Source organism: Comamonas odontotermitis, assembly GCF_040396735.1.
Lineage (GTDB): Bacteria > Pseudomonadota > Gammaproteobacteria > Burkholderiales > Burkholderiaceae_C > Comamonas > Comamonas odontotermitis_C.
This window is the reverse complement of record NZ_JBEBNZ010000001.1, coordinates 275,224-300,101: the sequence shown is the minus strand read 5'-3', so window position 1 is coordinate 300,101 and position 24,878 is coordinate 275,224. Positions and strand designations below refer to the sequence as shown.

Genomic DNA, 24,878 nt, shown 5'->3' with positions numbered 1-24,878 from the left:
CTCAGTGGCCTCCCGATCCGCCGGCAGTAATGAAGCCTGGAATGCGGCTCTTCTTTTCAATGAAAGCCATGATGCGATTGATCACAAAGGCCGAGATCATGTACAGGCCCGTCACTGCCAGGTAGACCTCGATACCACGCGAGGTTTCTTCCTGTGCCTGCATGGCGAACAGGGTCAGCTCTGCCACCGACACGGCAAACGCCACGGACGAATTCTTGAAGATGTTCATCGCCTCGCTGGTGAGCGGAGGAATGATGATGCGGTAAGCCATGGGCAGCAGCACATAGCGGTAGTACTGGAACGTGGTAAAGCCCAGCGCCATACCTGCATAACGCTGGCCACGCGGCAGCGCCTGGATACCAGCGCGCAATTGCTCGGCGATACGGGCAGAGGTGAAAAAGCCCAGGGCCAGCACCACCAGCAGGAAGCCGGGTACCTGCTTCAATGCAGGGAAAATGGCTGGCACCACGTGGTACCACAGGAAAATCTGTACCAGCAGCGGCACATTGCGGAACAACTCCACCCATGCATTGCCAAAACGCACCGTCCATGGCCGGTCTGGCAGGGTACGCAATGTACCGATGATCGAGCCGACGACCAACGCGATCACCAGCGCACACAAAGACACGGAGACGGTCCATCCCCATGCAGACATCAACCAGTCCAGATACGTGATATCGCCGTTCTTGCCGAAACAGCCCTGCACGACCTGGCGCTCGATGGTGTCTTCACAAAATACTTGCCAATCCCAATTCATAGGGCCACCTCTTTTTTTGTCGTTGTAGCAATGTTTGGCACCGGCATGCAACTATCAATTACCAGTACCAACAAAAACGCCCCTCCAAACCGCTGGTTGGAAGGGCGGTACCCGTGAGGTGTGCTTACTTGACTTCGTAGGCTTCCATCGGCTTGTCGTTTGGATGCTCCCATGCTTCCTTGGTCGCAGCCGACAGTGGCAGGCCCACCTTCACGTTGTTCGGTGGGATGGGTTGCATGAACCACTTGTCGTACAGCTTGGCCAGCGAGCCGTCCTTGATCTGGCGCACGATGGAGTCATCCACTGCCTTCTTGAAGGCGGCATCGTCCTTGCGCATCATGCAGGCGATGGGCTCGACCGACAGCACTTCACCAACGATCTTGAAATCGGCAGGGACCTTGGACTTGGAGATGTTGGCAGCCAGGATGGAGCCGTCCATGATGAAGGCGTCAGCACGGCCCGACTCCAGCATCAGGAAGCTGTCGGCGTGGTCCTTGCCCATGACTTCCTTGAAGGTCAGGCCATCGGCGCGCTTGTTCTTGCGCAGGGTCTGCACCGAGGTGGTGCCCGTGGTGGTCACAATGGTCTTGCCATTCAGATCCTTGATGCCGGTGATACCCGAATTGGCTTTCACGGCAATGCGGATTTCTTCCACATAGGTGGTGAACGCAAAGGCTGCGTCCTTCTGACGAGCCTGGTTGTTGGTGGTGGAGCCGCATTCCAGATCCACGGTGCCGTTCTGCACCAGAGGCACGCGGTTCTGCGAAGTCAGCGGCTGGTATTTGACTTCCAGCTTGGCCAGACCCAGCTGCTTTTGCAGGTCATCGGCAATGCGCTCCGACATCTCGGTATGGAAGCCCACGTACTTGCCGTTGCCCAGCGTATAGCCCAGGCCCGACGACTCACGCACGCCCAGGGTGATACTGCCGGAAGACTTGATCTTCGCCAGGGTATCACCCGCTTGCGCAAACGCGCTACCTGCAGCAACCGCTGCCACCGCAAAAGCCAGCAAATGTTTCTTCATCATCAGACCTCCAGAAAAATCAGTTTGGTTGTAGTCACGCTGTCGAAAACCATCAAGACACCAATGCGACAACCCGCGCGCTCGATTGTGCACCGGTCAAGCTAATGTGGTGAGATCATGCTGACACATCTTCAGCAATTTAAATCCCGCCATCATTGCTCATAGCATTTTCCAAAGAAAACCCTAAGCTCCGGCCTGCAAAAAATAAGCAATCCGTAAGCATTGCACAAAATAGTTGCGGGCCGTATTAGAAATTACCCTGCAAATAAAAAAAATAAATAGCACTATCCATATCAGGAATGGCGTGCGGGGTTGCGCGACGACAGATAGTCCCACAGGGCCTGCGCACTGCTTTTGACGGAATCCTTGGATTGCGGTTTTTCCCGGTAGACGCGAACATCCATCTCCACTTCCCATTGCGCCGAGCTGGGGTGGTCGGCGCGGACCAGCTTCTTGGCCTTGAGCTCCTTTCGGACTGCACTTTGCGGCAGGAAGGCAATGCCATGGCCTTCCATTGCCATCGCTTTCAGGCCTTCAGCCATATCGGTTTCGTACACGCGATCCAGATAGGCGGGCTCGGGCGCCTGTTTCAGTGCCAGATCGGTCACGCGGCTCAGGTACGCGCCAGGCGCGTAGCCCAGAAAGGGCAGTGGCACCTCCGAGGTGCCGGGCAGTGGAAACAGCGGCAGCCCGTCAAGCCCTGGCTTGCAGTACGGCGCCATGGCCTCGCGGCCCAGGCTCACCATTTCGTAGCGCTGCGGGTCCAGTTGGATGGGCTGCGATTCATGGTGGTAGGCAATCAGCAGATCGCAACCGCCTTCGACGAGGCGCACCACCGCATCGTGCACATTGAGCGCCATCAGGCGGCTCTTGAACAGGCCGAAATCATTGCGCAGGCTCGACACCCAGGCCGGAAAGAAAGTGAATGCCAAGGTATGCGGCACGGCAAAGTCGATGATGTCCTTGCCGGAGGAGGCATGCACCCGCAGCATGGAACGCGTGCTCTGCACCGCCTGCAGGATTTCAATGGCCTGGTTGTACAAGGTCTTGCCTGCAGGGGTCAGCCGGGTCGGGTAGGAGCTGCGATCCACCAGATCCGCCCCCGCCCAGGATTCCAGCGCCTGAATGCGCCGTGAGAATGCCGGCTGCGTGACATGGCGCAACTGCGCCGACCGGCTGAAACTGCGCGTTTCCGCCAGACTCACAAAATCTTCAAGCCACTTGGTTTCCATGCGCGCATTATCCACACGCTTCGCACCGGCCCAACCAATGCAGCGCAATTTGCGGCGAAGCCATTGGTCACTACGGCGACGCATGCCGTGCTTTCAGTGCATATGCGCAACGTTTGCGGGAAATTCATGGCATTTTGCCCTCCGCAACCGGGCCATAATCAGCGGCAACTGGTCTACCCACCAGGCAAATTTTGCTGGTTCAGCAACCCATCTACCCGATTGCGATGGTCCGCCCACAAGGCGGCTTGTGTTTCATGCCTCTGCGTTTTGTCTGGCTCTGCCGAGCCTTTTTGGACCCCGGTTGTTATGACCCCACCTTCCTCCACCCGTCCGGGCGGCGCCGCCGCGCCTGACGCCTCCCCCCTCGCTCCCGCCACACCACCACCTGCCAAGGGCCTGTGGCTGGAGGACTGGCTCACGGTGGTCATCATGGCGCTCCTGGCGCTGATCACCTTTGCCAATGTCATCGTGCGCTATTTCACCGACGGCTCCTTTGCCTGGACCGAGGAAATCTCCGTCTTCCTGATGATTCTGCTGGCCATGGTGGCAGGTTCTGCCGCCGTGGCGCGCGACCTGCACATCCGCATCGAGTACTTTGCCGACCGTGGCAATGCCCGCCGCCGCAAGGCCTTTGCCCGCTTTGGCGCGCTGATGGTGGCCCTGCTGTTCGCAATGATCTGCGTGCTCAGCATCCGCGTGGTCTATGACGACTACCGCTATGAAGAAACCTCGCCAGGCATTGGTGTGCCCCAGTGGTGGTACTCCGTCTGGCTGCCGGTGTTCTCGGCGCTGATCACTTTCCGAGCGCTGGGCCTGTTCGCGCGCCAGGGCAAGGCCAGCTTTGAAGCGCCGGCGGACGATACCGGCGACGGCACGGTCACCACCAAGGAGCTTGCATGATTGCCACGCTTCTGTTCATAGGCTTTATCGCGCTGATGCTGATCGGCGTGCCCATTGGCGCCGCACTGGGGCTGGCCGGCGCCGTGGCCATTGCACTGGCCAACGCCGATGCGCAATGGTTCGGCCTGCTGGCCGTGCCGCAGAACTTCTATGCAGGCCTGGGCAAATACCCGCTGCTGGCCATTCCGATGTTCGTGCTGGTGGGCTCCATTTTCGACCGCTCCGGCGTTGCGCTGCGGCTGGTCAATTTTGCGATTGCCATCGTGGGGCGTGGCCCGGGCATGCTGCCGCTGGTGGCGATTGCCGTGGCCATGTTCCTGGGTGGCATCTCGGGCTCGGGCCCTGCCAATGCAGCTGCCGTTGGCGGGGTGATGATCGCCGCGATGAGCCGCGCGGGCTACCCCGGCAGCTTCTCGGCCAGCGTGGTGGGGGCGGCTGCGGCCACGGACATCCTGATTCCACCTTCGGTGGCCTTCATCATCTACTCGGTGCTGGTGCCAGGTGCCTCGGTGCCTGCGCTGTTTGCGGCAGGCATGATTCCGGGCGTGCTGGCCGGGCTGGCGCTGATCATTCCGGCGGTATGGATGTCGCGCAAGCACAAGATGGGCGCGCTGGAGTCGAGCCTGCCTCGCCCTCCGTTCTGGAAAAGCCTGCGCGAGGCCGCCTGGGGCCTGGCCGCGCCGGTATTGATTCTGGGCGGCATGCGCATGGGCTGGTTCACCCCGACCGAAGCGGCCGTGGTCGCCGTTTTCTACGGCCTGTTCGTCGGCATGGTGGTTCACCGCACCATCAGCCTGCGTGACCTGTTCCCCATCCTGCGCGAAGCGGGTGAGCTGTCGGCCGTCATCCTGATCGTGGTGTCGCTGGCCGGCATCTTTGCCTTCTCGCTCTCGACGCTGGGCGTGATCGACCCGATCACCACGGCCATCGTCAACTCGGGCCTGGGCGAATGGGGTGTGATGGCGCTCCTGATTCTGATGCTGATCACCGTTGGCATGTTCCTCGACGGCATCTCCATCTTCCTGATCTTTGTACCGCTGCTCATGCCCATCATCCAGCACTACCACTGGGATCCGGTGTGGTTCGGCGTGATTCTGACCTTGAAGGTGGCGCTCGGACAGTTCACGCCGCCGCTGGCCGTCAACCTGATGGTCAGCTGCCGCATCGCTGGCGTGCGCATGGAGTCGACCGTGCGCTGGGTCGGCTGGATGCTGTTTGCCATGTTCTGCGTGATGGTGCTGGTCATTGCCTTCCCGCAGCTCGCCCTGTGGCTACCCGCCAAGCTGGGTTATTGATAAAAACATGTATCAGCGCTTATCCAGCAAGCGCTGAATGCTCACTTTTTAGTATTTCAACAAGGAGACTGTCTGATGAAAACCCGCCAATTCCTCGCCTCCACACTGGCCGCAGCTGCTGCGCTCTGCCTTGCCGCCCCTGCCGTGCATGCACAAGGCAACTACAAGAGCGAATACCGCATGTCGCTGGTGCTGGGCACCGCCTTTCCCTGGGGCAAGGGCGGCGAGATCTGGGCCAACAAGGTGCGCGAACGCACCCAGGGCCGCATCAACATCAAGCTCTATCCTGGCGTATCGCTGATCCAGGGCGACCAGACGCGTGAGTTCTCCGCGCTGCGCCAGGGCGTGATCGACATGGCGGTGGGCTCCACGCTGAACTGGTCGCCGCAGATCAAGGAGTTGAATCTGTTCGCTCTGCCCTTTCTGATGCCCGACTATGCCGCCGCCGATGCGTTGACGCAGGGCGAACCCGGCAAGCGCCTGTTTGCCCGCCTGGAGAAAGCTGGCGTGGTGCCACTGGCCTGGGGCGAGAACGGCTACCGCGAAATCTCCAACTCCAAGCACGCCATCAAGACGCCTGCCGACCTGAAAGGCCTCAAGATTCGTGTCGTCGGCTCGCCCCTCTTTGTGGACACCTTTACCGCGCTGGGCGCCAACCCCACGCAGATGAGCTGGGCCGATGCCCAGCCTGCCATGGCCAGCGGCGCCGTGGACGGCCAGGAGAACCCCGTGGCCGTGTACCAGGCTGCCAAGCTTTACACCGTGGGCCAGAAGCACATGACGTTGTGGGGCTACATCAACGATCCGCTGATCTTCGTCGTCAACAAGGACATCTGGAACAGCTGGACCAAGGCCGACCAGGACATCGTGCGCCAGGCCGCCATCGAGGCGGGCAAGGAAGAGATCGCCATCGCCCGCAAAGGCATGATCGAAGCCGACAAGCCCCTGGTTAAGGAACTGGCCGCCAACGGCGTGACCGTGACCCAGCTGAGCCCCGCCGAGCGCGACGCCTTTGTGAAGGCCACCCGCCCCGTCTATGACAAGTGGAAACAGCAAGTGGGCGCCGATCTGGTCGACGTGGCCGAAAAGGCCATTGCTGCGCGCAAGCAATAAAAGCTAGCCCCGCCGCACAGGCGCGGGCGGTGCAATCAGTACAGAAAGCGCAAGAAGAACAAAGCCACCGGTTTGCGCCGGTGGCTTTTTTCATATGCACAGGAGTGCGGAAGGGGCAATCAATACGTGTTTTTCACGGCGCCGTCCGTGCCACGGTAGCTCGCCACCAATTGCCGGGCTGCCGCATGCAGCAGCATGGTATCGGCGCCCACCGCCACGAACTGTGCGCCTGCGGCGAGCCATTTGTCGCCCTGCGCCTTGTTGGTGGACAGAATGCCGGGCGCCTTGCCCGCCTTGCGGATGCGCGCAATCGCGTCGGCAATCATCGCCTGCACCTCCGGGTGGCCGGGGTTGCCCACATGGCCCATCGATGCAGACAGGTCGGCCGGGCCGATGAACACGCCATCCACCCCGGGCGTGGCGGCAATCGCGTCCAGGTTCTTCATGGCCTCCACGGTTTCAGCCTGTACCAGCAGGCACACCTGGGCATTGGCCTCGTGCAGGTAGTTGGGATAGGCCTGCCAGCGCGACGAGCGAGCGAGCGCACTGCCCATGCCGCGAATGCCCTGCGGCGGGTAGCGCATGGCCTGGGCGAGATGTGCGGCCTGCTCGGCGGTATCGACCATTGGCACCAGAATGGTCTGCGCACCAATGTCCAGATACTGCTTGATGAGCACCGCATCGCCCGTGGGCACGCGCACCACCGGGTGCGGCGCAGGCACGCCCGGCGGCAGTGCCTGCGTTGCACTGGCTACCGCCTGCAGTTGCGCCAGCGTGCTGCGCAGGTCATTGGGCGCGTGCTCGCCATCAATCAGCAGCCAATCAAAGCCGGTACCGGCGCTGATCTCGGCCGCGTAGCTGTCGGCCAGCGCCAGCCACAGGCCCAGCTTGACTTCACCCGCCGCCATGGCTTGCTTGAAGGGATTGATCGGGGTTTGCATGGGTGTTCTCCAGATAGGCAATCGCCCCGTGCACAACGCGGGGCCTTGAACAGGTATTTGGTGCGATTATGGGCTGGAGCGGCGCGCCAGCCCGTCCCGCGCGCAACTGCCCCAAAACAAAACGCACCCGGACAGGGTGCGTTCGCGTGGTGGTATCGACTCTCTTTTTTATAGCAGCTTGCGCTAACCAGTCATGCGCCAGCGCTTATTCGATCTTGAAACCCGTGTCCTTCACCACCTTTCTCCAGCGGTCGGATTCGGCCTGGATCTGCTGGGCAAACTCGTCCGGCGTCGTCTTGACGGGGATGTAGTCGTACTGTTTGAGCTTGGCCAGCACATCGGGCATCTGCATCACCTTGTCGATGTTCTGCGACAGGGCGGCAATGACTTCCTTGGGTGTGCCCTTGGGGGCCAGCAGGCCCGCCCAGGAGCTGAATTCCATGTCCTTGATGCCCAGCTCATTGAACGTGGGCACATCGGGAAAGGACGCAGCGCGCTGCGGCAGGATCACTCCCAGCGCCTTGACCTTGCCGGATTTGATCATCTCGACCGCTGCAAACGAGTCGAACGAGAAATCCACCTCGCCTGCCACCACGGCCTGCATCTGGGGGCTGGTGCCCTTGTACTGCGCATTGATGAGGTGCGGCGCCTTGATCACGTGCTTGAACTGCTCGGTAATCAGATTGATCATCGCGCTGCCCGACGAGATGGTGAGCGGCTTGTCCTTGTTCTGCGCCAGCGCGATCAGCTCCTGCATCGAATTGACGGGCAGATCCTTGCGTGCAATCACGACAAAACCGACCGTGCACACCTTGGCCACGGGCGCAAAGCTGGCAGCGGCCTCGTAGTTGGCCTTGTAGATGACCGGGCTGAGCGTTTGCGCACCTGCCGTGTTGAACAGCAGGGTGTAGCCATCGGCCTGCGCACGCGCCACCTCGCCGGTACCGATCATGCCATTGGCGCCGCCCTTGTTGTCGATGACGAAGGACGCCTTCATCAGCTCGCCCATCTTCTGCATCACCAGCCGCGCCACCACGTCGGTGGTGCCGCCTGCCGCAAAGGGAACGATCACCCGCACGGGTTTGCTCGGGTACGCCGCTTGCGCGTGTGCCCATTGGGGCAGGCCTGCAGTGGCGGCGGCACCCGCCAGGGTTGTCAGAAAATGGCGGCGTTGGATGTCGCTCATGGTTTTGTCTCCTAATGCTCGAATGGTGGGTATGGGCCGACTCTGGGATGATTGTGGGCGGCACCACCTGCGCTGTCTAATATCAATCGCCAATGCTGTGATTCGCATTCGCTATAGGCCACCGTATACCGGCCACCTGTGGCGCCATGCTTGCACAGGCGACAAGCCAGGCGCGCCAAACCCACTAGCATGGCTGTCTCCAACGTGTCTATGCTCCCCTGCCAGAAATGAATTCCGTACCTTCCCCACTCTCCTTGCTGCCTGCCACCGAAGAGCTGTTCCGCGCCGACAGCTACCTGCAAAGCTGTGAAGCCACCGTGCTGGCCGTGACCGATGCCGGCATCGTGCTCGATCGCACCGTGTTCTACCCGCTGGGCGGTGGCCAGGCCGGGGATGCAGGGGTGTTGCGCTGTGCAGATGGTCGCAGCATTGCCATTGCCGATACGCGCAAGGCCAAGGCGGAAGACGGCCAGCCTCTGCCCTTGGTGTTGCATGTGCCTGCGCAGGAAGACCATGGACTGCGAGCGGGCGACCAGGTCACCGCCACCATTGACTGGCAGCGCCGCCACCGGCTGATGCGCCTGCATACCGCGTCGCATGTGCTCTGCCATCTGGTGCCCCACCTGGTCAATGGCTGCTCCATCACGCCCGAGCAGGCGCGCATCGACTTTGTGACCAATGAAGCCATCGACAAGGATGCCGTCACCGCAGGCCTGGCCGCCATCGTTGCCCAGGCGCTGCCGGTGCAGATATCCTCCATCACCGACGCCGAACTGGATGCCAACCCCGCCCTTGTCAAAAGCATGAGCGTTCAACCACCCCGGGGCAGCGGCCGGGTACGCACCGTGCGCATTGGCGGGGACGGCACAGGAGGGATGCCCGCTGTGGACTTTCAGCCCTGCGGCGGCACGCACCTGGCCAACTCGTCGGAGATCGGTGCCATTGCCATCAGCAAGACCGAGAAGAAAGGCGCCAACAGCCGGCGCGTGATCCTGGCATTCGCGCCGTAGCGTGCGAACAACGGGCGTTTTCAGCTATCGTTTTTACAGCGCCTCAACACAGAGAAATTTTGCCCAGGACAAAATCCATGACCAAGGGTAAATACCAGGGTTAGCTGTCACATATTTGTAAAAGTTCCAAGCTTATTGGATTCAAAAACGAAACAATGCGTCTGCAATTTGGTGATTTATCTGCATTCATACCAAAACTAAACTTCATTCCATCGTTAAACAAAACGCTGTCGCGCAAAGACGCACAGCGAGCGATACGGCAGGCCATGTGACCTGCCGCGACTTTGAAAGGAATGAAAAATGAACGCACGTATTCTCGCTATCGCCGCTACCCTGGCCCTGGGTGCCACCGTTGCCAACGCCAACCCTTTTGAAGGCGACCAGGCCATTGCAACCCGCGCCACCGCCACCAGCGCCGTGAGCCGTGCCGATGTGCAAGCCCAACTGGCCGACGCCCAGAAGAACCACACCATGGTGGTGCAAGGCGACAAAGTGGCCGTGAACGCCTACGAAATGGGCAAGGGCCAACTGAGCCGCGCTGAAGTGACCCAGGCCGCTCACCAGGCCATGGTCAACGGCTCGATCGTTGAAGGCGAATAATCGTTTCTGACCGCTGGCAGCCCACGACCCTGCCAGCCACCAACCGGGCGGCGCACACACTCCCCGCCCGGTTTTTCTTTGCCAGATCAATAAGTCGGCAGGCTGCTGTTCTACGAACGGCAGCCTTTTCCTTTTGAGCCTTTGCACGGCAATCCATTGCATCGGCGCGCGGAAAGGGAACCAAACCCATGGACTGCAGCTCCGAGAGGGAGTGACTAATATTGATCAGCGCGCCAGTCGACTAAGCTAGCGCATTGGCCACACGGCTGAATGGCGAGGCATCAGGCTGCGCACGAATCAGCCAGGCATTGGAGCGATCTGGGGTTTTACATGGCATATGACGGCAAGCGCCTGCCTTTGCGGGCGCTGATTTTCACTCTCTTTTTGATAGCTTTAAGCGCTTTGTGGACAGGCGCCAATGCCCAAATAAAGCTCAATATCGGCAGCAGCGGCAACACCGCAGCCATGGACACTCCCGCCAGCAGCAACAGCAGCGCTGACAGCCATATTGTTACGACGCCCCGGGTGCGCGCCGAACTGGTGGCCAATGCGCCAGATGGCATCGTGCCGGGCAACGCCATTGAACTGGGCCTGCTGATCGAGCACCAGCCGCAATGGCATACCTACTGGAAGAACCCTGGCGACTCCGGCCTGCCGACACAGCTGGAGTGGCAGCTCCCCCCCGGCTGGGATGCCGCCGACATCGCCTGGCCCACGCCCCACCCGATCCGCATTGGCAATCTGGTGAACTACGGCTATGAAGGCAAGGTGCTGCTCCCCGTCAAAGTACAGATTCCCACCACATTCGCCGCAGACAGCACCAGCGCCACGGTGCAGCTCAAGGCGAGCTGGCTGGTTTGCCGGGTGGAATGCATTCCTGAGGAAGGCAGCTTCAGCCTGACCATTCCGGCCAAGAGCAGCACCGGCATGTATGCCGCCGAATTTGCGGCCGCCCACGCCCAGGAGCCCATTGCGCTGCAAGGTGAGAGCAGCGCCACCGTGGAGGGCAGCCAACTGCAACTGCGTGTCTCCGGCCTGCCCGCTGCGCTGCAGAACCAATCGCTGCAGGTGCTGCCCGAAACCGCCAACACCCTGCACCATGCGATGGAAGCAGGCAAGGACTTCACCCAGCAGTGGGACGGCGCCGTCTGGACTGCCACCGTACCACTGTCGGACGCGCGCGGCGACACCCCCGCCGAACTGCCCCTGGTGCTGACCACCGCCGAACGCACCGCAGCGGGCAGCGCCGTTGCCTGGCGCACCGTGGCTCCCATCAGCGGCCAATGGCAAGCCGCTGCCGTAGCCCAGGTGTCGCCCGAGCTGGCTGCCGCATTGGCCAAAAATGCCGAACGGCAAGGCACAACCCCAGCGACGCTGCCAGCCGCGTCGGGCAGCCTGTGGCTGGCTTTGCTCGGCGGCCTGATCGGCGGCCTCATCCTGAACCTGATGCCCTGCGTGTTCCCGATCCTGGCCATCAAGGTGCTCGGCTTCGCTGGCCACGGCAACCAGCTGCGCGAACAGCGCATGGCGGGCCTCGCCTACACCGCAGGTGTGGTGCTGTCGTTTCTGGCACTGGGCGGCCTTTTGCTGGCCCTGCGTGCCGCCGGGCAGCAACTGGGCTGGGGCTTTCAGCTGCAATCGCCGCTGGTGGTGGCACTGCTGGCAACCCTGTTTACCGTGATCGGCCTCAATCTGGCGGGCCTGTTCGAGTTTGGCCATTTTGTGCCCAGCAGCCTGGCGGGCAAGCAGGCCAGCAACCCGCTCACCAATGCGTTTCTGAGCGGTGTGCTGGCTGTGGCCATCGCCTCGCCCTGCACGGCGCCATTCATGGGCGCCTCCATGGGGCTGGCCATCAGCATGCCTGCAGCGCAGGCGCTGCTGATTTTTGCTGCACTGGGCATTGGCATGGCACTGCCCTACCTGCTGGCCAGTTGGGTGCCCGCCGTGGTGCGCTGGCTGCCGCGCCCGGGTGCATGGATGGATACTTTCCGCCGCGCCATGGCCTTCCCGATGTTTGCCACCGTGGTCTGGCTGGTATGGGTGCTGGGCCAGCAAAGCGGTATCGATGGCGCAGCCACCCTGCTGGCCTTCCTGGTACTGCTGGCCGCGCTGATCTGGTCACTGACACTGCAGGGCCGTACACGTTGGGTGTTTTGTATAATTTTGATAGCTGGAGGCGCATATCTGGTATGTGCCACAGGCAAAAATCTCTCCAACCCCGAACCCCAGATCGCCAGTGCAGCCCAGCCCAATGCACGCTGGCAGCCGTGGTCGGCGGCGCTGGTGGCAGAGACTAACGCCGCAGGTCGCCCGGTATTCGTGGACTTCACCGCCGCCTGGTGCGTGACCTGCCAGTACAACAAGCGCACCACGCTCAGCAATCCCGAGGTGCTGCAGGCTTTTGACGGCAAGCAGGTCATCCTGCTGCGCGCCGACTGGACCCGCCAGGACCCTGCCATTACGGCAGCGCTGAACCAACTGGGACGCAGCGGCGTGCCGGTTTATGTGCTCTACGCGCCGGGCAAGGCCCCGGTGGTGCTGAGCGAAGTGCTGAGCGTGCAGGAGGTGGTGAACGCGGTGAACACGCTATAGCGCTCAGCCTGCACGACAGAGGATTTCGTGGGCAGAGTCAACGCCCATGCCAGGGCAGCAGCCAACGCTCCAGCCACCGCAGCAGCGCATCCAGCGCCAGCGCGATCGCGCCGATCACAAAGATACCCATGACCACGATATCGGTACGCAGAAAGTTCGAGGCATTGAGTACCATCTGTCCCAACCCCTGCGTAGCAGCCACCATCTCGGCGGCAACCAGCGTGGTCCAGGCAAATCCCATGGCAATGCGCAGGCCCACGAGGATATCGGGCAGTGCAGCGGGCGCAATGGCATGGCGCAGCAGTTGCCAGCGCGTGGCGCCCAGCGAGCGCAATGCATTGATCTGCTCGGCGCTGGCGTTGCGGGTGCCCGCGCGGGCGGCCAGCGCAATGGGGGCAAAGCAGGCCAGATAGATCAGCAACCATTTGGAAGCCTCGTCGATGCCCAGCCAGATCACCACCAGCGGAAGGTAGGCCAACGGTGGCAGCGGACGGTAGAACTCCAGCACCGGTTCAAGCAAGGCCTGCGCCCAGCGATTGACGCCCATGGCCATGCCCACAGGTACAGCGGTGAGCACTGCCAGAACGAATGCACCGAACACGCGCAGGCTGCTCCATTGCGCATGCACCCACAGCGGGTCGCCCCCCTGAATGTCACCGTGCCAAGCTTGGCCAAAGGCCCTGAGCACGGCATCCGGTGGCGGCAGGAACAATGGCGGCACCCACCGCAGCTCGGTAGCCAGCCACCACAGCGCCAGCCAGCCGGCCATACAGAGCAGGCCCCACCAGCGTTCGGGGCGGGGCCGGTAGGCGCGGAAAGGTGGCACGGCGGGGATGTACGTGGTCGCTGGCAGCGATCCATGGGGTACGACAGGCGCAGTTCGCAGAGGCTTGGATTCAAACGTGGTAGAAGTCATGATATCGACATCAAATCAAAAGCCTGCAGATGAAGCGCCAGCCGCTGTCATTTTTGCAATCAGGCGGGTACAGATGCAGCACCTGCGATGGCATCCACCAGATGCTCGCGCACAGCGATGAATTCAGGCAGTGACTTGACCGAGCGCGCAGACGCGCCCGCCAGATAGCGGCGGCCGAAATCGACGTGCAGACTTTCACTGATCCGCCCAGGCCCTGGGCGCATGACGATGATTCTGGTGGCCAGGAATAGCGCCTCCTCTACATCGTGGGTGATGAAGAACACGGTTCGCTGCGTTGCTTCTGCATCGCGCTCCCCAGACCACAGCTGCAGGATCAGCTCCTGCAGCGACTCGCGTGTGAACACGTCGAGCGCCCCCAGGGGCTCGTCCATCAGCAGCAGATCGGCGTCGCTCGCCAGCGCCCGCGCAATGCCCACGCGTTGCTGCATGCCTCCTGACAATTGCCATGGATATGCCTGGGCGCGTTGGGTCAGCCCCACATGTGCAAGCTGTTCACGCGCAACGCGGTAGCGCTCCTCGCGCCCTGCACCGCGCAGCCTCAAACCCAGCGCAACGTTGTCGATGACGTTCAGCCATGGCAACAGCGCATGCTTCTGGAACACCACAGCACGCTCGGCGCCGGCATCCAGCACCGGCTGACCTTGCCAGGCAATGCTCCCGGTCGATGGCGCCGTAAAGCCGGCAATGCAGTTGAGCAGCGTGGTCTTACCGCAACCTGACGCGCCGACGGCAACAACAAATTCGCCGGGCTCGATGTCCAGGCTTACGTCATGCAGGGCCAAGGCCCGTATGTCCTGGGTCGGCGCACCTTTGTAGCGCACCGACAGATGACGAACGGCCAGACCGGGCTCGGTGTTACTGCTGCGCAGCACGGCGCACCCAGCGGTCGTTCACGCCCACGGCATAGTCGGGCAGTACCTGCTGCACCGAGCCCTGTGCCTGCAGAAACTGCGCCGTGGCTTCCAGCGACTGGGCCACCACCGAGGTCTTGCCGCCGCCCAGCCACTGCGTGCTGGCCTGTTCCGCAGGCGAAATGAAGGCATAGAGTTTGAGGCTGTCAGGCACACTGGCAGCCTCTGCGCCCGACCACTTGGACACCGCCTTCACTTCGGCAGAGTCTGCTGTCCAGGCGCTGGGGTTGGCGATATATCGCTTGTCGGCCTCGGCCAGCACCTGCACGAACTTGCCCAGGAACTCGTCGTGGGACTTGGCAAAATCGGTGCGCACTGCCAATGCATCGAACGTGGCCTTGCCGGTCTGAGCCGCAATCTGGCCCGAAGTCGTCAGCACATGGCCGCCCTGCTTGATCTTGGCCAATACCGGATCCCAGACGAAGGCCGCGTCGATATCGCCGCGCTCCCAGGCCGCCAGAATCTCGGGTGGGCGCAGATTGAGAATCTTCACATCCTTGGAATTGATACCTGCAGCCTGCAACGCCACCAGGGCATGGAAATGGCTGGTGGAGACATAGGGAATGCCGATCTTCTTACCCTTGAGATCGGTCAAAGTTTTGATACTGCTCTCATTGCCGCCATTTCGAGCCACCAGCGCTTCTGCATTGTGGATATTGTCAGCCACCCAGAAAATCTGGATTGGCACGCCCTGCGACAGCGCCGCCGCAAATGGTGAGGAGCCAGCCTCACCGATCTGGATGGCTCCACTGGCCAGCGCGCGCGTGACTTCTGCGCCACTTCCCAATTTCCGGTAACTGACTTTGTAGCCAGTGGCCTTTTCCACGGCCTGCGTCTCCTGGGCATAACGCCAGGGCAGCACCATGTCCTGGTAACCGATCACCACCTCCTTGGTTTGAGACTGCGCGGGCAATGCGACAGCGCCAATGGCTGCAGCAATGAGGACCAGAGAGAAGATGCGGCGGTTTTTGGACGTCATGAAAAATGGAAGAAGGATGGTTGCTGTGCAGCCAGTCTAGGATTTTTACCGGCTGCTGCATGCGCGAAATTCGCATGTGCAAATACCAAAAACGCGCAACGCCTGTCGCCGTGCTGCGACACACTGGCATCCTTGTTCCACCCTTCGGCACGTTAGGGCTGCGGCTCTCGTTCCTCTCTGTCCGTCTTATGGAAATTCAACCGCTCGGCCCCGCCATCGGTGCCATCGTGACCGGCGTCAATCTGGCGCTGCTGCTGCCAGACGCGCAGCGCCAGGCACTGCATGCAGCGCTGCTGAAACACCAAGTCCTGTTCTTCGAAAACCAGCCAATCACCCCGGCCCAACAGCGAGATCTCGCAGCACAGTTCGGCCCGTTGCACATTCACCCGGTGTACCGCAACATTCCCGAAGTACCTGAAATCATCGTGCTCGATACCGATGACAGCAACCCTCCGGACAATGACAACTGGCACACCGACATCACATTTACCGAAACACCCGCCCAGGCGGCGCTGCTTTCGGCGCGGTTGCTGCCGCCCACCGGTGGCGATACGCTGTGGGCCAGCAACACCGCGGCCTTCGAAGCGCTTTCCGCACCCTGGCAGCGCCTGCTGGAGGGCCTGCATGCCGAGCACGACTTCCAGAAGTCCTTCCCAGCCTGGCGCTTTGCCCGCACGCCCGAGGAGCGCGTGCGCTGGGAAGCTGCCTGCGCCAAGCATCCGCCTGTGCGGCACCCAGTGGTGCGGACCCACCCGGAAACCGGCCAGTCGGGTCTTTTCATCAACGAAGGATTCACCACACGCATTGTGGAGTTGGGCGCCACCGAAAGCGACGCCGTGCTGCGCCAGCTCTTTGCCCACGTCGCAAAACCCGAGTTCACGGTACGCTGGCGCTGGAAAGTGGGCGATCTTGCCTTCTGGGACAACCGCTGCACCCAACATTACGCCTGCGCCAACTATCTGCCTCATCGCCGCGTGATGCACCGCGCCACCATATTGGGCGAGCGGCCGTTCTACCGGGCTCCCTGAAGGCAAGAAAAAGTCCGGCCCCCGCAATGCGAGCGCCGGATTCCTTTTCTGCCACCCAGAAAATTTCAGTGTCCGGCTCCCCGTTGTCCCGCCAGCCGCCGCACCACAGCCACCAATTGATCGATCTCGTCAAAGGTGTTGTAGAAGGCGACCGAAGGCCGTACGGCGGTCTCCACGCCAAAGCGCCGCAGAATGGGCTGGGCGCAGTGGTGGCCGGTGCGCACGGCAATGCCCTCCTCGTTCAGCGCCTTGCCGACCTCTTCCGTCGTGTAACCGGCCAGGGTGAAAGACAGCACGCTCGCCTTGCCCGGCACGGTGCCGATGAGACGCAGGCCGGGGATGGCAGCCAACTGCTGCATGCCGTAGTCGACCAGCGCGTGCTCGTACTGGCTGATGGCATGGATGCCGATGCGCTCCACATACTCCAGCGCCGCGCCCAGGCCCACGGCATCGGCAATGTTGCCGGTGCCCGCCTCGAAGGTATTGGGCAGTGGCTGGAACACGGTTTTCTCAAAGGTCACATCTGCAATCATGTTGCCGCCGACCTGCCAGGGTGGCATGGCTTCGAGCACTTCGCGCCGTCCCCACAGCACGCCGATGCCAGTGGGCGCGAAGATCTTGTGGCCAGAGAAGACGAAGAAATCCGCGCCAATGTCCTGCACATCGACCGGCGTATGTGCGATGGACTGCGCGCCGTCCACCAAGGTGGCGATGCCGCGCTGGCGGGCGATCTGCACCACCTCCCTGACCGGCACCACCGTCCCCAGCACGTTGGAGACATGGCCAATGGCGACGATCCTGGTGCGGTCGTTCAGCAGCTTCTGGTATTCATCCAGGCAAATCTGGCCCTGCTCGTCCACCGGAATCACGCGCAACCGCGCACCCTTGGCCTGCGCCAACTGCTGCCAGGGCACAATGTTGGCATGGTGCTCCAGGTGGCTGACGATGATTTCGTCGCCTTCGCCCACGTTCTGCCCACCCCAGGCCTTAGCCACCAGGTTGATCGCCTCGGTGGTGCCGCGCACAAAGATCACCTCGCGCGCGTCAGGCGCATGGATGAAGCGGCGCACCACTTCGCGCGCATGCTCGTAGGCATCCGTGGCGCGGGCGGCCAGCGTATGGGCCGCGCGGTGGATGTTGGAGTTTTCGTGCTCATAGAAATGCCGGATGCGCTCTATCACCTGGCGCGGCTTGTGCGTGGTGGCGGCATTGTCCAGCCAGACCAGCTGCTTTCCGTTCACACGCTCGGCCAGAATGGGAAAGTCCCGCCGTACCGCATTGATATCAAAAGGTGGGTGGCGGTCTGCCTGCGATTGCGGGGTCTTGCCCTGCTCGCCGTGTGGATGGGGCTTGGCCGGTGTGACAAAGCCGCTCGGCAACTGAACCGCGTGGGCAAAGTAGTACTGCGGTGCGGCAGAAGAAGCCGGTATCGCTGGCGCTGCACTTGCGCTGCGGGGCCCGCGCAGATCAATGCCATCTAAACCGGAGGCAGGTGCGCCAGCACGGGCCTGCTGGGCCAATGCCAGCAGGCCATCCTCTTGCGCTGGCACCGCTGGCGATTGCTGTAAAAAATAATAGCTGCTCGCGCTTTCTGCACGCGTATGAGAATCGGTTTTGACATCGACTGGCACCGCCTGCGGCACGCCTTGCACACTGCTGCCCAGGCGCGGCTCGTAAGCGGGCAGATTGCTCAACACGCTGTCGGGCACGCCGTTGCCGGCCTGCGCATGCGGCAGCAAGGCAGGCGCCCGGTGGGCGAGCGACAGCACGGGCGTTGGCGAAGCCGGCAGCAGGTTGGCACCCGGTGCCACGCCCTGCGGTATCGGTGTGCCCGGCACGCTCGGGCCCAGGCCCGCAGGGCTTGCCAAGGGCGAACCCGGCGGCGCAATATTGACGGGCGCCTGTATGCCTGGCGGCACAGCGTCAGCACCCGGGCGCTCGCTGAACAAGGCGCTGGCCATTTGCGCCAGCACCTCGGGAGAAATGGGCGCGGCCGCCAGATCCGGCGCGCCTGTGACGGTGGAAACCATGGCTGCCCCTTCGCTTATTTATAGGTATCGGGGTAGTCGTGGTACTTGTTGATTTCCACGTCATCCAGAACCGCCAGCGCATCGGGGGTGAGCACAGCCAGCGAGCAGTACAGTGAAATCAGGTAGCTGGCGATGGCATGGTTGTTGATGCCCATGAAGCGCACCGACAGCCCCGGCCCCTGCTCGCCCGGCAGGCCCGGCTGAAACAGCCCCACCACGCCCTGGCGCTTGTCGCCCACACGCAGCAGCAATATCTTGCTCTTGCCATCAGCCACCGGCACCTTGTCCGAAGGGATCAGCGGCACACCGCGCCAGGTGATGAACTGGCTGCCGAACAGGCTGACAGTCGGCGGCGGCGTGCCGCGGCGCGTGGCCTCGCGGCCAAAGGCGGCAATGGTCAGCGGGTGGGCCAGAAAGAACGCGGGCTCCTTCCACACCTTGGTCAGCAGCTCGTCCAGGTCATCGGGCGTGGGCGCCCCGGTCAAGGGAAAGATGCGCTGCTCGTCCGTCACCTGGGCCAGCAGGCCGTAGTCGGGGTTGTTGATGAGCTCGCTTTCCTGGTTTTCCTTGATCGTCTCGATGGTCAGGCGCAACTGCTCCTTGATCTGGTCGTGCGGGCTGCTGTAGAGGTCGGACACGCGGGTGTGCACATCCAGCACGGTGCTGACGGCGTTCAGGTAGAACTCGCGCGGTGCCTCTTCGTACTCGACAAAGGTGCGGGGCAACTGGTTCTCATGCTCCTTGGCAGTGCATGCCACCTTGATGGCCTCGGGGTTCTTGACCTGGTTGAGCCGGTAGATGCCCGCCTCCACCGGCACCCACTGCAGCAAGTGGGTGAGCCAGCGCGGGCTGATGGTTGCGAGTTGGGGAACTGTCTTGGTGGCATTGGCTAACTGGCGTGCTGCCACATCGCCCAAAGCGGTGGTTCCGCCCACATTTGCTGTCATAAAGCACTCCGTTGGTCATCGAAAGAAAGGTTGAAGGATGCCGAAATTGTTGGCGAACGCCTTGCCCCGCTCAACCGGCTATAGCCGCCAAGTGGCTAAAGAGCCGCTAACACAACCCAGCAAATCGTAGATTTGCGATTGAGACGAGGCGCGAGGCCGCAGGCAGTACAGACGTACGACAAGGCGAAGCAACGACGTATCAAGGGTTGCGTTAGCGGGTCTAAAGAGTGGCTGGAGCCTGGCTGCAGAGGTGCTGCATCTGTGCAGACCGCGCCAGGTAATGCTGGTGGAGGGCTTCGCCGCGCTGCACCAGGGCGGACTGCGCCAGATCCATGGCCCGCGCCAGCTTGCCCACGGTGGCCAGCGACACCGCCACCCGGCCGCGCTCCACCTCCCCAACGTAGGATCGGTTCAGATCTGCGCGCGCCGCCAGTTGCTCCTGCGACCAGCCCAGCGCTTCGCGCGACTGGCGCACGGCCAGCCCGAAATGGTGGGAAAACCCGTTCATAGTGCCGCCTCCGCCGCCAGCCGCACGCGCCGCTCGGCCTGGGACACTGCCTGCGCCTGCAGCGAGGCCTGCGTCACGCTGGCGCCTGGCGGCACATCCTGCGTCAGCCACACATTGCCGCCGATCACGGCCCCTGCGCCCAGGGTGACGCGCCCCAGGATCGTGGCGCCCGCATAGATCACCACACCGTCTTCCACCACCGGGTGGCGCGGCAGGCCCTTTTGCAGGTGGCCCTGCGCGTCCTGCTCGAAACGCTTGGCGCCCAGGGTCACCGCCTGGTAGATGCGCACCTTGCAACCGATGACGGCGGTCTCACCGATCACGACGCCGGTGCCATGGTCGATGAAAAAGCCCGCGCCGATCTGCGCACCCGGGTGGATGTCGATGCCGGTTTCGCTGTGCGCCAGCTCCGCCACGATGCGCGCCAAAAGCGGCAGGCCTTGCTGGTAGAGCTGGTGCGCGAGGCGGTGGTGGATAAGCGCCAACACGCCGGGGTAGCACAGCAGCACCTCATCGACCGTGCGCGCAGCGGGGTCTCCCTCGTAGGCAGCCTGCACATCGGTGTCGAGCAGATGCCGGATGCCGGGCAGCGCCAGCGCAAACTGGTGCGTCAGCCCATGGGCCTGGCTGGCCGCTTCCGCCAGATCGCGCCTGCCGTAGCGCAGCTCCAGTGCAATTTGTGCCTGCAGGCCATGCAGTGCAGCATCCAGCGTGTGCGCAACGTAATAGTTCTCGCTCTCCTGCAGCAGATCGTGCGGCCCCAGCCGCATGGGAAACAGCACACCCTTGAGCTGGGCCACCACCTGGGCGAGTGCGTCGCGTGAAGGGAATTCACGCCCGCCCGGCTCCTGCGTGCGCTGGTGCGCCTGGCGCCATTGCTGGCGCGCCTGGGCCAGCGCTGCGCTGACCTCGTCTATGGGGAAAGAACTGGTCGCCATGGCATGCTCCTCAATCCTGCACCCAGGGGAGGTGGTGAAAGCGCCAGCCATCGCTGCCACCACGGTGCTGCGTGGCGTCGATTTCGCCTTCAAATCCTTCCAGCACATTGAACACCTGCGTGAAACCGGCTGCAGCAGCCGCCTGCGCCGCGAGGACCGAGCGCTTGCCACTGCGGCACAGCAGCAGGGCGACGGCCTCCTTTCCGCCATGCGCCGCGAGCTTTGACTCCAGCTCGCGCACAAACCGCGGATTGCGCGTCAGCGCCGTACCGGTCGCCCAGGGCACATGCACGCTGCCGGGTACATGGCCGACAAACTTCAGCTCTTCGGCAGAACGCACATCCACCAGCACCGCCTGACCCTGCTGCACCAGTTGCCAGGCCTGTATGGGCGATACGCCTCCGGCGTAACCCAGCCCCTGCAACTGCGCCTGCTGCCAGGCGGCTTCCAGGGCGGGCGGGAGAGAGATTTCCAAGGTAGTCATCGCAGGAGCCTTTTCGTTCGAAAGATGGGTATAGCCACCAATTTAGGTGCCGGCCTACAAATCAAAAACGAATAAAAACATGCTTGCTAATGAAATTTCCGCATATTCAGCCACGCGCGGATACGCCCTTGGCCTCTAGCTTCCGCTCCCGAATCGGTCTATATTGAAACCACGGTTCAGAGGAGGTCCCTCAACGGGCCACCACTGCACTCACATGCCGCGCTGCGCTTCCGAAACGGAGCAGGAGCGGAGTCACCCAGGGCTGCAACGCCCGCCGCAAGTGCGCAACACCGTGTCTGCGGCCAGGCAAGACAGCCACCACAAGGAGACCACCATGGCTGTCATCACGCATGCAAACCCCCACGCCTCCATGCAAACCGCCCCACAAGGCCGGCACGCGCATTTCAGTGCGCGGCGCGTTTGCCTGGGCATTCTGCTGCTGTGCATCGGCATTGCAGCGCTGGCCCTGCCGCTGGTGCGAGATGCACTCAATCTGGTTCAGGCACAGGCGCACTGGAAACCTTTGGAGCATTGGCTCGCTCAGGCGCCCATGGCCAGTTGGCTGATGATGTTTGTCTGGGGCACCCTGGTGCCGGTATCGCTGCTGGTGATGCTGCGCTTTCACCGCAACATCCTCGGGGTGCTGGCGGCTGTGGCCTTTGCGGCAGTGGCCGTGGTCTGGTATGTGCACATGCCACAACAATCCCAATGCACTGCCTTGTACAACGACAGTCTGTGGTGTGCAGCCATTGCCTGGGGCTACAGCCTGAGCCTGGGCATTGCCAATGCCGTCTATCTGTTTGCCCTGGTGATGCTGCTGCTCGGCGGTATCAGCTTTGCCGCCATGCCCAAGGACGACGAGAACGAAAGCCAGTCCTGAGTCGCCGTGCCTTCGAAAGACGGAAACTGTGTGCCATGCGCCACTGTCTCTGCAATTTAGTGGTGGTTCTATAACCCAGGTCAACTAGGTAAAAACCAAGGTGCACAAAGGCGTCTGGCCGCTGATGCATGGATGTAAGCTATGCATTGAAAACAATCAATAGCAAAAAAGGATTCTGACCATGGCTTCTGCAGCGGGCAAAAAAGGCATCCCGGTCGCGTTCCTGATCCTGGGCGCAATGGTGCTGGGCATCTTGATCGGCTATCTGATCTTCATTGAGTTTCCGGACAAGGGAGCTGCCAAGGAGATTGCAGGCTATATCGCCATCGTCTCCGATGTGTTCCTGCGCCTTATCAAGATGCTGATCGGCCCGCTGGTGTTCTCTACGCTGGTGGTCGGCATTGCACACATGGGCGATGCGGCATCGGTGGGACGGGTGTTTCTGAAGGCCATGCTGTGGTTTGTCACAGCTTCACTGGTGTCTCTGGTGTTGGGTCTGGTGCTGGCCAATGTGCTGCAGCCGGGTCACAACCTGGGTCTGCCGCTGCCCGATATTGGCGCCTCTGCCAATCTGGCCACCGGCAAGTTCACGCTGAAGGAATTTGTCAATCACCTGATTCCCAAATCCTTCGCCGAGGCCATGGCCAACAACGAAATCCTGCAGATTGTCGTCTTCTCGATGTTCTTTGGCGTGGCACTGTCCGCGCTGGGAGAAAAAGGCAAGACCCTGGTGGCTGCAATTGATGAGCTATCGCATGTGATGCTCAAGATCACCGGCTACGTGATGAAGCTCGCTCCGCTGGCGGTGCTGGCTGCCATGGCCGCCACCGTGGCGGTGAACGGCCTGGGCATCCTGCTCAAATTCGCCGTGTTCATGGGCGACTTCTACCTGGGCCTGTTCCTGCTGTGGGCAATTCTGGTGAGCGCGGGCTTCGTGTTCCTTGGTCCACGCATTTTCAAGCTGATTGTGCTGATCAAGGAAGCTTTCATGCTGTCGTTTGCCACCGCCAGTTCCGAGGCTGCCTATCCCAAGATCCTCGATGCACTTGACCGCTTTGGCGTCAAACGCAAGATTTCCAGCTTCGTCATGCCGATGGGGTACTCATTCAACCTCGATGGCTCGATGATGTACTGCACCTTTGCCACCTTGTTCATTGCACAGGCCTATGGCATTCATCTACCCCTGTCCACGCAGATCACCATGCTGCTGATCCTGATGCTGACATCCAAGGGCATGGCAGGCGTTCCGCGCGCTTCGCTGGTGGTGATTGCCGCAACGCTCAACCAGTTCAACATTCCCGAAGCCGGCTTGCTGCTGATCCTGGGGGTCGATACCTTCCTCGACATGGGCCGCTCGGCCACCAATGCGGTGGGCAACTCCATCGCCTCTGCCGTCGTTGCCAAGTGGGAAGGCGAGCTGCTGCCCGAAGCGGAAGCCGCCGAACTGGCCCGCAAGCTGGATGCCGAGGCGGCCCTGGCGGCCCACCCCCTCCCCACACCGGACGTCGCCTGATGATGCGCGCTGCGATACGCTCCATCTCCAGACTGTGCTGGAAGCACCCCTGGCTGGTGCTGCTGACGCTCGCTCCACTGGCAGCCAGTGCCCAGGTACCGGCCGCCCCGGTGGCGCTGACGGGTACCCTGGCCAAAGTCCACCAAAAGGGCGAGGTAGCTCTGGCCTACCGGGACAGCTCGGTGCCGTTTTCGTACCTAGATGCGCGCGGCAAGCCCATTGGCTACTCCATCGAGCTGTGCAAGGCAGTGGTGCATGCCATGGAAGTGGCCGTGCACAAGCCGCTGGCCATTCGCTGGGTGCCCGTGACCTCGGCCACGCGCATGGACGCAATCACCAGCGGCCAGGCCGATCTGGAATGCGGCTCGACCACCAGCAACAAGGAACGCCAGCAGACCGTGGCGTTTTCGCCCACCTTTTTTGTCTCGGGCACCAAGCTGCTGGTGAAAAAGGGATCGCCAGTGCGCGACTACACGGGACTTTCTGGCAAAAAGGTGGCAGTGACCGCAGGCACCACGAACGAGAAGACCATGCGCGACCTCTCCACCCGATTTCAGTTGAACCTGCAGATCATGTCCATGCGCGATCATGCAGAGTCCTTTGCGCAGGTCACGAGCGGCGCGGCCGATGCCTTTGCCACCGACGACGTGCTGCTTTACGGCCTGGTGGCACAGACGCCGGGAGCGCGCGAGCAGTATGCCGTCGTTGGCGATTTCCTGTCCTACGATCCCTACGGGCTGATGTACCGCAAGGGCGACGCCCCCATGGCGCAACTGGTGACGGAAGTCTTCCAGGCGCTGGCGGCCGATGGAGAGATCGAGCGCCAGTACAACCGCTGGTTTCTGAAAAAGCTGCCGACAGGCCAGACCCTGGGCCTGCCGATGAGCCCCCAGTTGAAGATCATTCTGGAAAGCCTGGCGGCCACGCAAGGCGAATAGGACAGAAAAAAGACGGAAGCAGGACAGAGTCACTCACCATTCAATAGCAACCTACACCCTGCCAGTGTGCGCTGGCAGTTCAAATTACCTCAACCCGGGCGGCGCGGAACCTGGCCACTGCAATCAACAGCGAAA

At 62.0% G+C, this 24,878-nt stretch carries 23 protein-coding genes; 10 read left to right on the top strand and 13 right to left on the bottom strand.

Annotated features, from left to right (window positions below):
• Position 1: 1 nt before the first annotated feature.
• From ACH2DG_RS01370 to ACH2DG_RS01360, 3 genes are all read right to left on the bottom strand, one after another.
• Entirely contained in the window at positions 2–757 is a 756-nt protein-coding gene (locus ACH2DG_RS01370; protein ID WP_395023927.1) for an amino acid ABC transporter permease, read from the bottom strand.
• Between the two features lie 124 nt (positions 758–881).
• Positions 882–1,781, bottom strand: coding sequence for a transporter substrate-binding domain-containing protein (locus tag ACH2DG_RS01365; protein WP_224152804.1), 900 nt, complete (start codon positions 1,779–1,781; stop codon positions 882–884).
• Between the two features lie 293 nt (positions 1,782–2,074).
• Entirely contained in the window at positions 2,075–3,013 is a 939-nt protein-coding gene (locus ACH2DG_RS01360; RefSeq protein ID WP_395023926.1) for a LysR substrate-binding domain-containing protein, read from the bottom strand.
• A 306-nt stretch (positions 3,014–3,319) separates the two neighbouring features.
• On the opposite strand from ACH2DG_RS01360, the gene ACH2DG_RS01355 reads away from it, so the two are divergent.
• The 3 genes from ACH2DG_RS01355 to ACH2DG_RS01345 all read left to right on the top strand — a co-directional run bounded on the left by ACH2DG_RS01355 (position 3,320) and on the right by ACH2DG_RS01345 (position 6,321).
• Entirely contained in the window at positions 3,320–3,913 is a 594-nt protein-coding gene (locus tag ACH2DG_RS01355; protein WP_395023925.1) for a TRAP transporter small permease, read from the top strand.
• Positions 3,910–5,208 (top strand): TRAP transporter large permease, encoded by a 1,299-nt coding sequence (locus tag ACH2DG_RS01350; RefSeq protein ID WP_395023924.1) that lies wholly within the window; start codon positions 3,910–3,912, stop codon positions 5,206–5,208. Before ACH2DG_RS01355 ends, ACH2DG_RS01350 begins: the two co-directional genes overlap by 4 nt.
• Positions 5,209–5,283: 75 nt before the next feature.
• Positions 5,284–6,321 carry a DctP family TRAP transporter solute-binding subunit gene (locus tag ACH2DG_RS01345; RefSeq protein ID WP_395023923.1) on the top strand — a complete coding sequence of 346 codons (1,038 nt, stop codon included), beginning with the start codon at positions 5,284–5,286 and terminating at the stop codon, positions 6,319–6,321.
• Positions 6,322–6,440: 119 nt separating this feature from the next.
• Here ACH2DG_RS01345 and ACH2DG_RS01340 read toward each other — a convergent pair whose 3' ends face one another.
• Positions 6,441–7,262: an aldolase/citrate lyase family protein gene (locus tag ACH2DG_RS01340; RefSeq protein WP_395023922.1), complete on the bottom strand. Its 822-nt coding sequence runs from the start codon at positions 7,260–7,262 to the stop codon at positions 6,441–6,443.
• A 205-nt stretch (positions 7,263–7,467) separates the two neighbouring features.
• Positions 7,468–8,448 carry a Bug family tripartite tricarboxylate transporter substrate binding protein gene (locus ACH2DG_RS01335; protein ID WP_395023921.1) on the bottom strand — a complete coding sequence of 327 codons (981 nt, stop codon included), beginning with the start codon at positions 8,446–8,448 and terminating at the stop codon, positions 7,468–7,470.
• Between the two features lie 227 nt (positions 8,449–8,675).
• On the opposite strand from ACH2DG_RS01335, the gene ACH2DG_RS01330 reads away from it, so the two are divergent.
• The 3 genes from ACH2DG_RS01330 to ACH2DG_RS01320 all read left to right on the top strand — a co-directional run bounded on the left by ACH2DG_RS01330 (position 8,676) and on the right by ACH2DG_RS01320 (position 12,650).
• Positions 8,676–9,458 (top strand): alanyl-tRNA editing protein, encoded by a 783-nt coding sequence (locus ACH2DG_RS01330; RefSeq protein WP_395023920.1) that lies wholly within the window; start codon positions 8,676–8,678, stop codon positions 9,456–9,458.
• Between the two features lie 300 nt (positions 9,459–9,758).
• Positions 9,759–10,058 (top strand): hypothetical protein, encoded by a 300-nt coding sequence (locus tag ACH2DG_RS01325; RefSeq protein ID WP_395023919.1) that lies wholly within the window; start codon positions 9,759–9,761, stop codon positions 10,056–10,058.
• Between the two features lie 330 nt (positions 10,059–10,388).
• Positions 10,389–12,650, top strand: coding sequence for a protein-disulfide reductase DsbD family protein (locus ACH2DG_RS01320; RefSeq protein WP_395023918.1), 2,262 nt, complete (start codon positions 10,389–10,391; stop codon positions 12,648–12,650).
• Between the two features lie 37 nt (positions 12,651–12,687).
• Here the strand turns inward: ACH2DG_RS01320 and ACH2DG_RS01315 are convergent, their stop codons facing one another.
• From ACH2DG_RS01315 to tauA, 3 genes are read right to left on the bottom strand one after another with little or no spacing between them, the layout of a single operon-like run.
• Positions 12,688–13,566, bottom strand: a complete 879-nt coding sequence (locus tag ACH2DG_RS01315) for an ABC transporter permease (protein WP_395023917.1) — start codon at positions 13,564–13,566, stop codon at positions 12,688–12,690.
• Between the two features lie 59 nt (positions 13,567–13,625).
• Positions 13,626–14,459 carry a taurine ABC transporter ATP-binding protein gene (locus ACH2DG_RS01310; protein ID WP_395023916.1) on the bottom strand — a complete coding sequence of 278 codons (834 nt, stop codon included), beginning with the start codon at positions 14,457–14,459 and terminating at the stop codon, positions 13,626–13,628.
• Positions 14,443–15,477, bottom strand: coding sequence for a taurine ABC transporter substrate-binding protein (gene tauA / locus ACH2DG_RS01305; RefSeq protein WP_395023915.1), 1,035 nt, complete (start codon positions 15,475–15,477; stop codon positions 14,443–14,445). Before tauA ends, ACH2DG_RS01310 begins: the two co-directional genes overlap by 17 nt.
• A 188-nt stretch (positions 15,478–15,665) precedes the next feature.
• Between tauA and tauD the strand changes: the two genes are divergently transcribed.
• Positions 15,666–16,505 (top strand): taurine dioxygenase, encoded by an 840-nt coding sequence (gene tauD, locus ACH2DG_RS01300; protein ID WP_395023914.1) that lies wholly within the window; start codon positions 15,666–15,668, stop codon positions 16,503–16,505.
• 65 nt (positions 16,506–16,570) lie between these two features.
• Here tauD and ACH2DG_RS01295 read toward each other — a convergent pair whose 3' ends face one another.
• The 5 genes from ACH2DG_RS01295 to ACH2DG_RS01275 all read right to left on the bottom strand — a co-directional run bounded on the left by ACH2DG_RS01295 (position 16,571) and on the right by ACH2DG_RS01275 (position 21,412).
• Positions 16,571–18,535: a family 2A encapsulin nanocompartment cargo protein cysteine desulfurase gene (locus tag ACH2DG_RS01295; RefSeq protein ID WP_395023913.1), complete on the bottom strand. Its 1,965-nt coding sequence runs from the start codon at positions 18,533–18,535 to the stop codon at positions 16,571–16,573.
• A gap of 14 nt (positions 18,536–18,549) precedes the next feature.
• The gene (locus ACH2DG_RS01290; RefSeq protein ID WP_184704056.1) at positions 18,550–19,482 is read right to left on the bottom strand and encodes a family 2A encapsulin nanocompartment shell protein; all 933 of its coding nucleotides are present in this window, start codon (positions 19,480–19,482) and stop codon (positions 18,550–18,552) included.
• 220 nt (positions 19,483–19,702) lie between these two features.
• A complete protein-coding gene (locus ACH2DG_RS01285) occupies positions 19,703–19,990 on the bottom strand; it encodes a multiprotein-bridging factor 1 family protein (protein WP_395023912.1) in 288 nt (95 codons plus the stop codon).
• Positions 19,987–20,928 (bottom strand): serine O-acetyltransferase EpsC, encoded by a 942-nt coding sequence (epsC, locus tag ACH2DG_RS01280; protein ID WP_395023911.1) that lies wholly within the window; start codon positions 20,926–20,928, stop codon positions 19,987–19,989. The genes ACH2DG_RS01285 and epsC overlap by 4 nt, the downstream gene beginning before the upstream one ends.
• 10 nt (positions 20,929–20,938) lie before the next feature.
• Positions 20,939–21,412 carry a rhodanese-like domain-containing protein gene (locus ACH2DG_RS01275; RefSeq protein WP_395023910.1) on the bottom strand — a complete coding sequence of 158 codons (474 nt, stop codon included), beginning with the start codon at positions 21,410–21,412 and terminating at the stop codon, positions 20,939–20,941.
• A gap of 334 nt (positions 21,413–21,746) precedes the next feature.
• On the opposite strand from ACH2DG_RS01275, the gene ACH2DG_RS01270 reads away from it, so the two are divergent.
• The 3 genes from ACH2DG_RS01270 (at position 21,747) to ACH2DG_RS01260 (ending at position 24,743) form a co-directional block, all read left to right on the top strand.
• Complete coding sequence (locus ACH2DG_RS01270) at positions 21,747–22,292, top strand: hypothetical protein (RefSeq protein WP_395023909.1); 546 nt, start codon at positions 21,747–21,749, stop codon at positions 22,290–22,292.
• A 181-nt stretch (positions 22,293–22,473) separates the two neighbouring features.
• Positions 22,474–23,805: a dicarboxylate/amino acid:cation symporter gene (locus ACH2DG_RS01265; RefSeq protein ID WP_395023908.1), complete on the top strand. Its 1,332-nt coding sequence runs from the start codon at positions 22,474–22,476 to the stop codon at positions 23,803–23,805.
• Entirely contained in the window at positions 23,805–24,743 is a 939-nt protein-coding gene (locus ACH2DG_RS01260) for an amino acid ABC transporter substrate-binding protein (RefSeq protein ID WP_395023907.1), read from the top strand. The genes ACH2DG_RS01265 and ACH2DG_RS01260 overlap by 1 nt, the downstream gene beginning before the upstream one ends.
• The last annotated feature ends 135 nt before the right edge of the window (positions 24,744–24,878 follow it).

What these genes read in the sequence shown, in the direction of transcription:
- ACH2DG_RS01370 (WP_395023927.1), bottom strand. Translation starts at nt 757, where the DNA reads ATGAATTGGGATTGGCAAGTATTTTGTGAAGACACCATCGAGCGCCAG.
- ACH2DG_RS01365 (WP_224152804.1), bottom strand. Translation starts at nt 1,781, where the DNA reads ATGAAGAAACATTTGCTGGCTTTTGCGGTGGCAGCGGTTGCTGCAGGT.
- ACH2DG_RS01360 (WP_395023926.1), bottom strand. Translation starts at nt 3,013, where the DNA reads ATGGAAACCAAGTGGCTTGAAGATTTTGTGAGTCTGGCGGAAACGCGC.
- ACH2DG_RS01355 (WP_395023925.1), top strand. Translation starts at nt 3,320, where the DNA reads ATGACCCCACCTTCCTCCACCCGTCCGGGCGGCGCCGCCGCGCCTGAC.
- ACH2DG_RS01350 (WP_395023924.1), top strand. Translation starts at nt 3,910, where the DNA reads ATGATTGCCACGCTTCTGTTCATAGGCTTTATCGCGCTGATGCTGATC.
- ACH2DG_RS01345 (WP_395023923.1), top strand. Translation starts at nt 5,284, where the DNA reads ATGAAAACCCGCCAATTCCTCGCCTCCACACTGGCCGCAGCTGCTGCG.
- ACH2DG_RS01340 (WP_395023922.1), bottom strand. Translation starts at nt 7,262, where the DNA reads ATGCAAACCCCGATCAATCCCTTCAAGCAAGCCATGGCGGCGGGTGAA.
- ACH2DG_RS01335 (WP_395023921.1), bottom strand. Translation starts at nt 8,448, where the DNA reads ATGAGCGACATCCAACGCCGCCATTTTCTGACAACCCTGGCGGGTGCC.
- ACH2DG_RS01330 (WP_395023920.1), top strand. Translation starts at nt 8,676, where the DNA reads ATGAATTCCGTACCTTCCCCACTCTCCTTGCTGCCTGCCACCGAAGAG.
- ACH2DG_RS01325 (WP_395023919.1), top strand. Translation starts at nt 9,759, where the DNA reads ATGAACGCACGTATTCTCGCTATCGCCGCTACCCTGGCCCTGGGTGCC.
- ACH2DG_RS01320 (WP_395023918.1), top strand. Translation starts at nt 10,389, where the DNA reads ATGGCATATGACGGCAAGCGCCTGCCTTTGCGGGCGCTGATTTTCACT.
- ACH2DG_RS01315 (WP_395023917.1), bottom strand. Translation starts at nt 13,566, where the DNA reads ATGACTTCTACCACGTTTGAATCCAAGCCTCTGCGAACTGCGCCTGTC.
- tauA (WP_395023915.1), bottom strand. Translation starts at nt 15,477, where the DNA reads ATGACGTCCAAAAACCGCCGCATCTTCTCTCTGGTCCTCATTGCTGCA.
- tauD (WP_395023914.1), top strand. Translation starts at nt 15,666, where the DNA reads ATGGAAATTCAACCGCTCGGCCCCGCCATCGGTGCCATCGTGACCGGC.
- ACH2DG_RS01295 (WP_395023913.1), bottom strand. Translation starts at nt 18,535, where the DNA reads ATGGTTTCCACCGTCACAGGCGCGCCGGATCTGGCGGCCGCGCCCATT.
- ACH2DG_RS01290 (WP_184704056.1), bottom strand. Translation starts at nt 19,482, where the DNA reads ATGACAGCAAATGTGGGCGGAACCACCGCTTTGGGCGATGTGGCAGCA.
- ACH2DG_RS01285 (WP_395023912.1), bottom strand. Translation starts at nt 19,990, where the DNA reads ATGAACGGGTTTTCCCACCATTTCGGGCTGGCCGTGCGCCAGTCGCGC.
- epsC (WP_395023911.1), bottom strand. Translation starts at nt 20,928, where the DNA reads ATGGCGACCAGTTCTTTCCCCATAGACGAGGTCAGCGCAGCGCTGGCC.
- ACH2DG_RS01275 (WP_395023910.1), bottom strand. Translation starts at nt 21,412, where the DNA reads ATGACTACCTTGGAAATCTCTCTCCCGCCCGCCCTGGAAGCCGCCTGG.
- ACH2DG_RS01270 (WP_395023909.1), top strand. Translation starts at nt 21,747, where the DNA reads ATGGCTGTCATCACGCATGCAAACCCCCACGCCTCCATGCAAACCGCC.
- ACH2DG_RS01265 (WP_395023908.1), top strand. Translation starts at nt 22,474, where the DNA reads ATGGCTTCTGCAGCGGGCAAAAAAGGCATCCCGGTCGCGTTCCTGATC.
- ACH2DG_RS01260 (WP_395023907.1), top strand. Translation starts at nt 23,805, where the DNA reads ATGATGCGCGCTGCGATACGCTCCATCTCCAGACTGTGCTGGAAGCAC.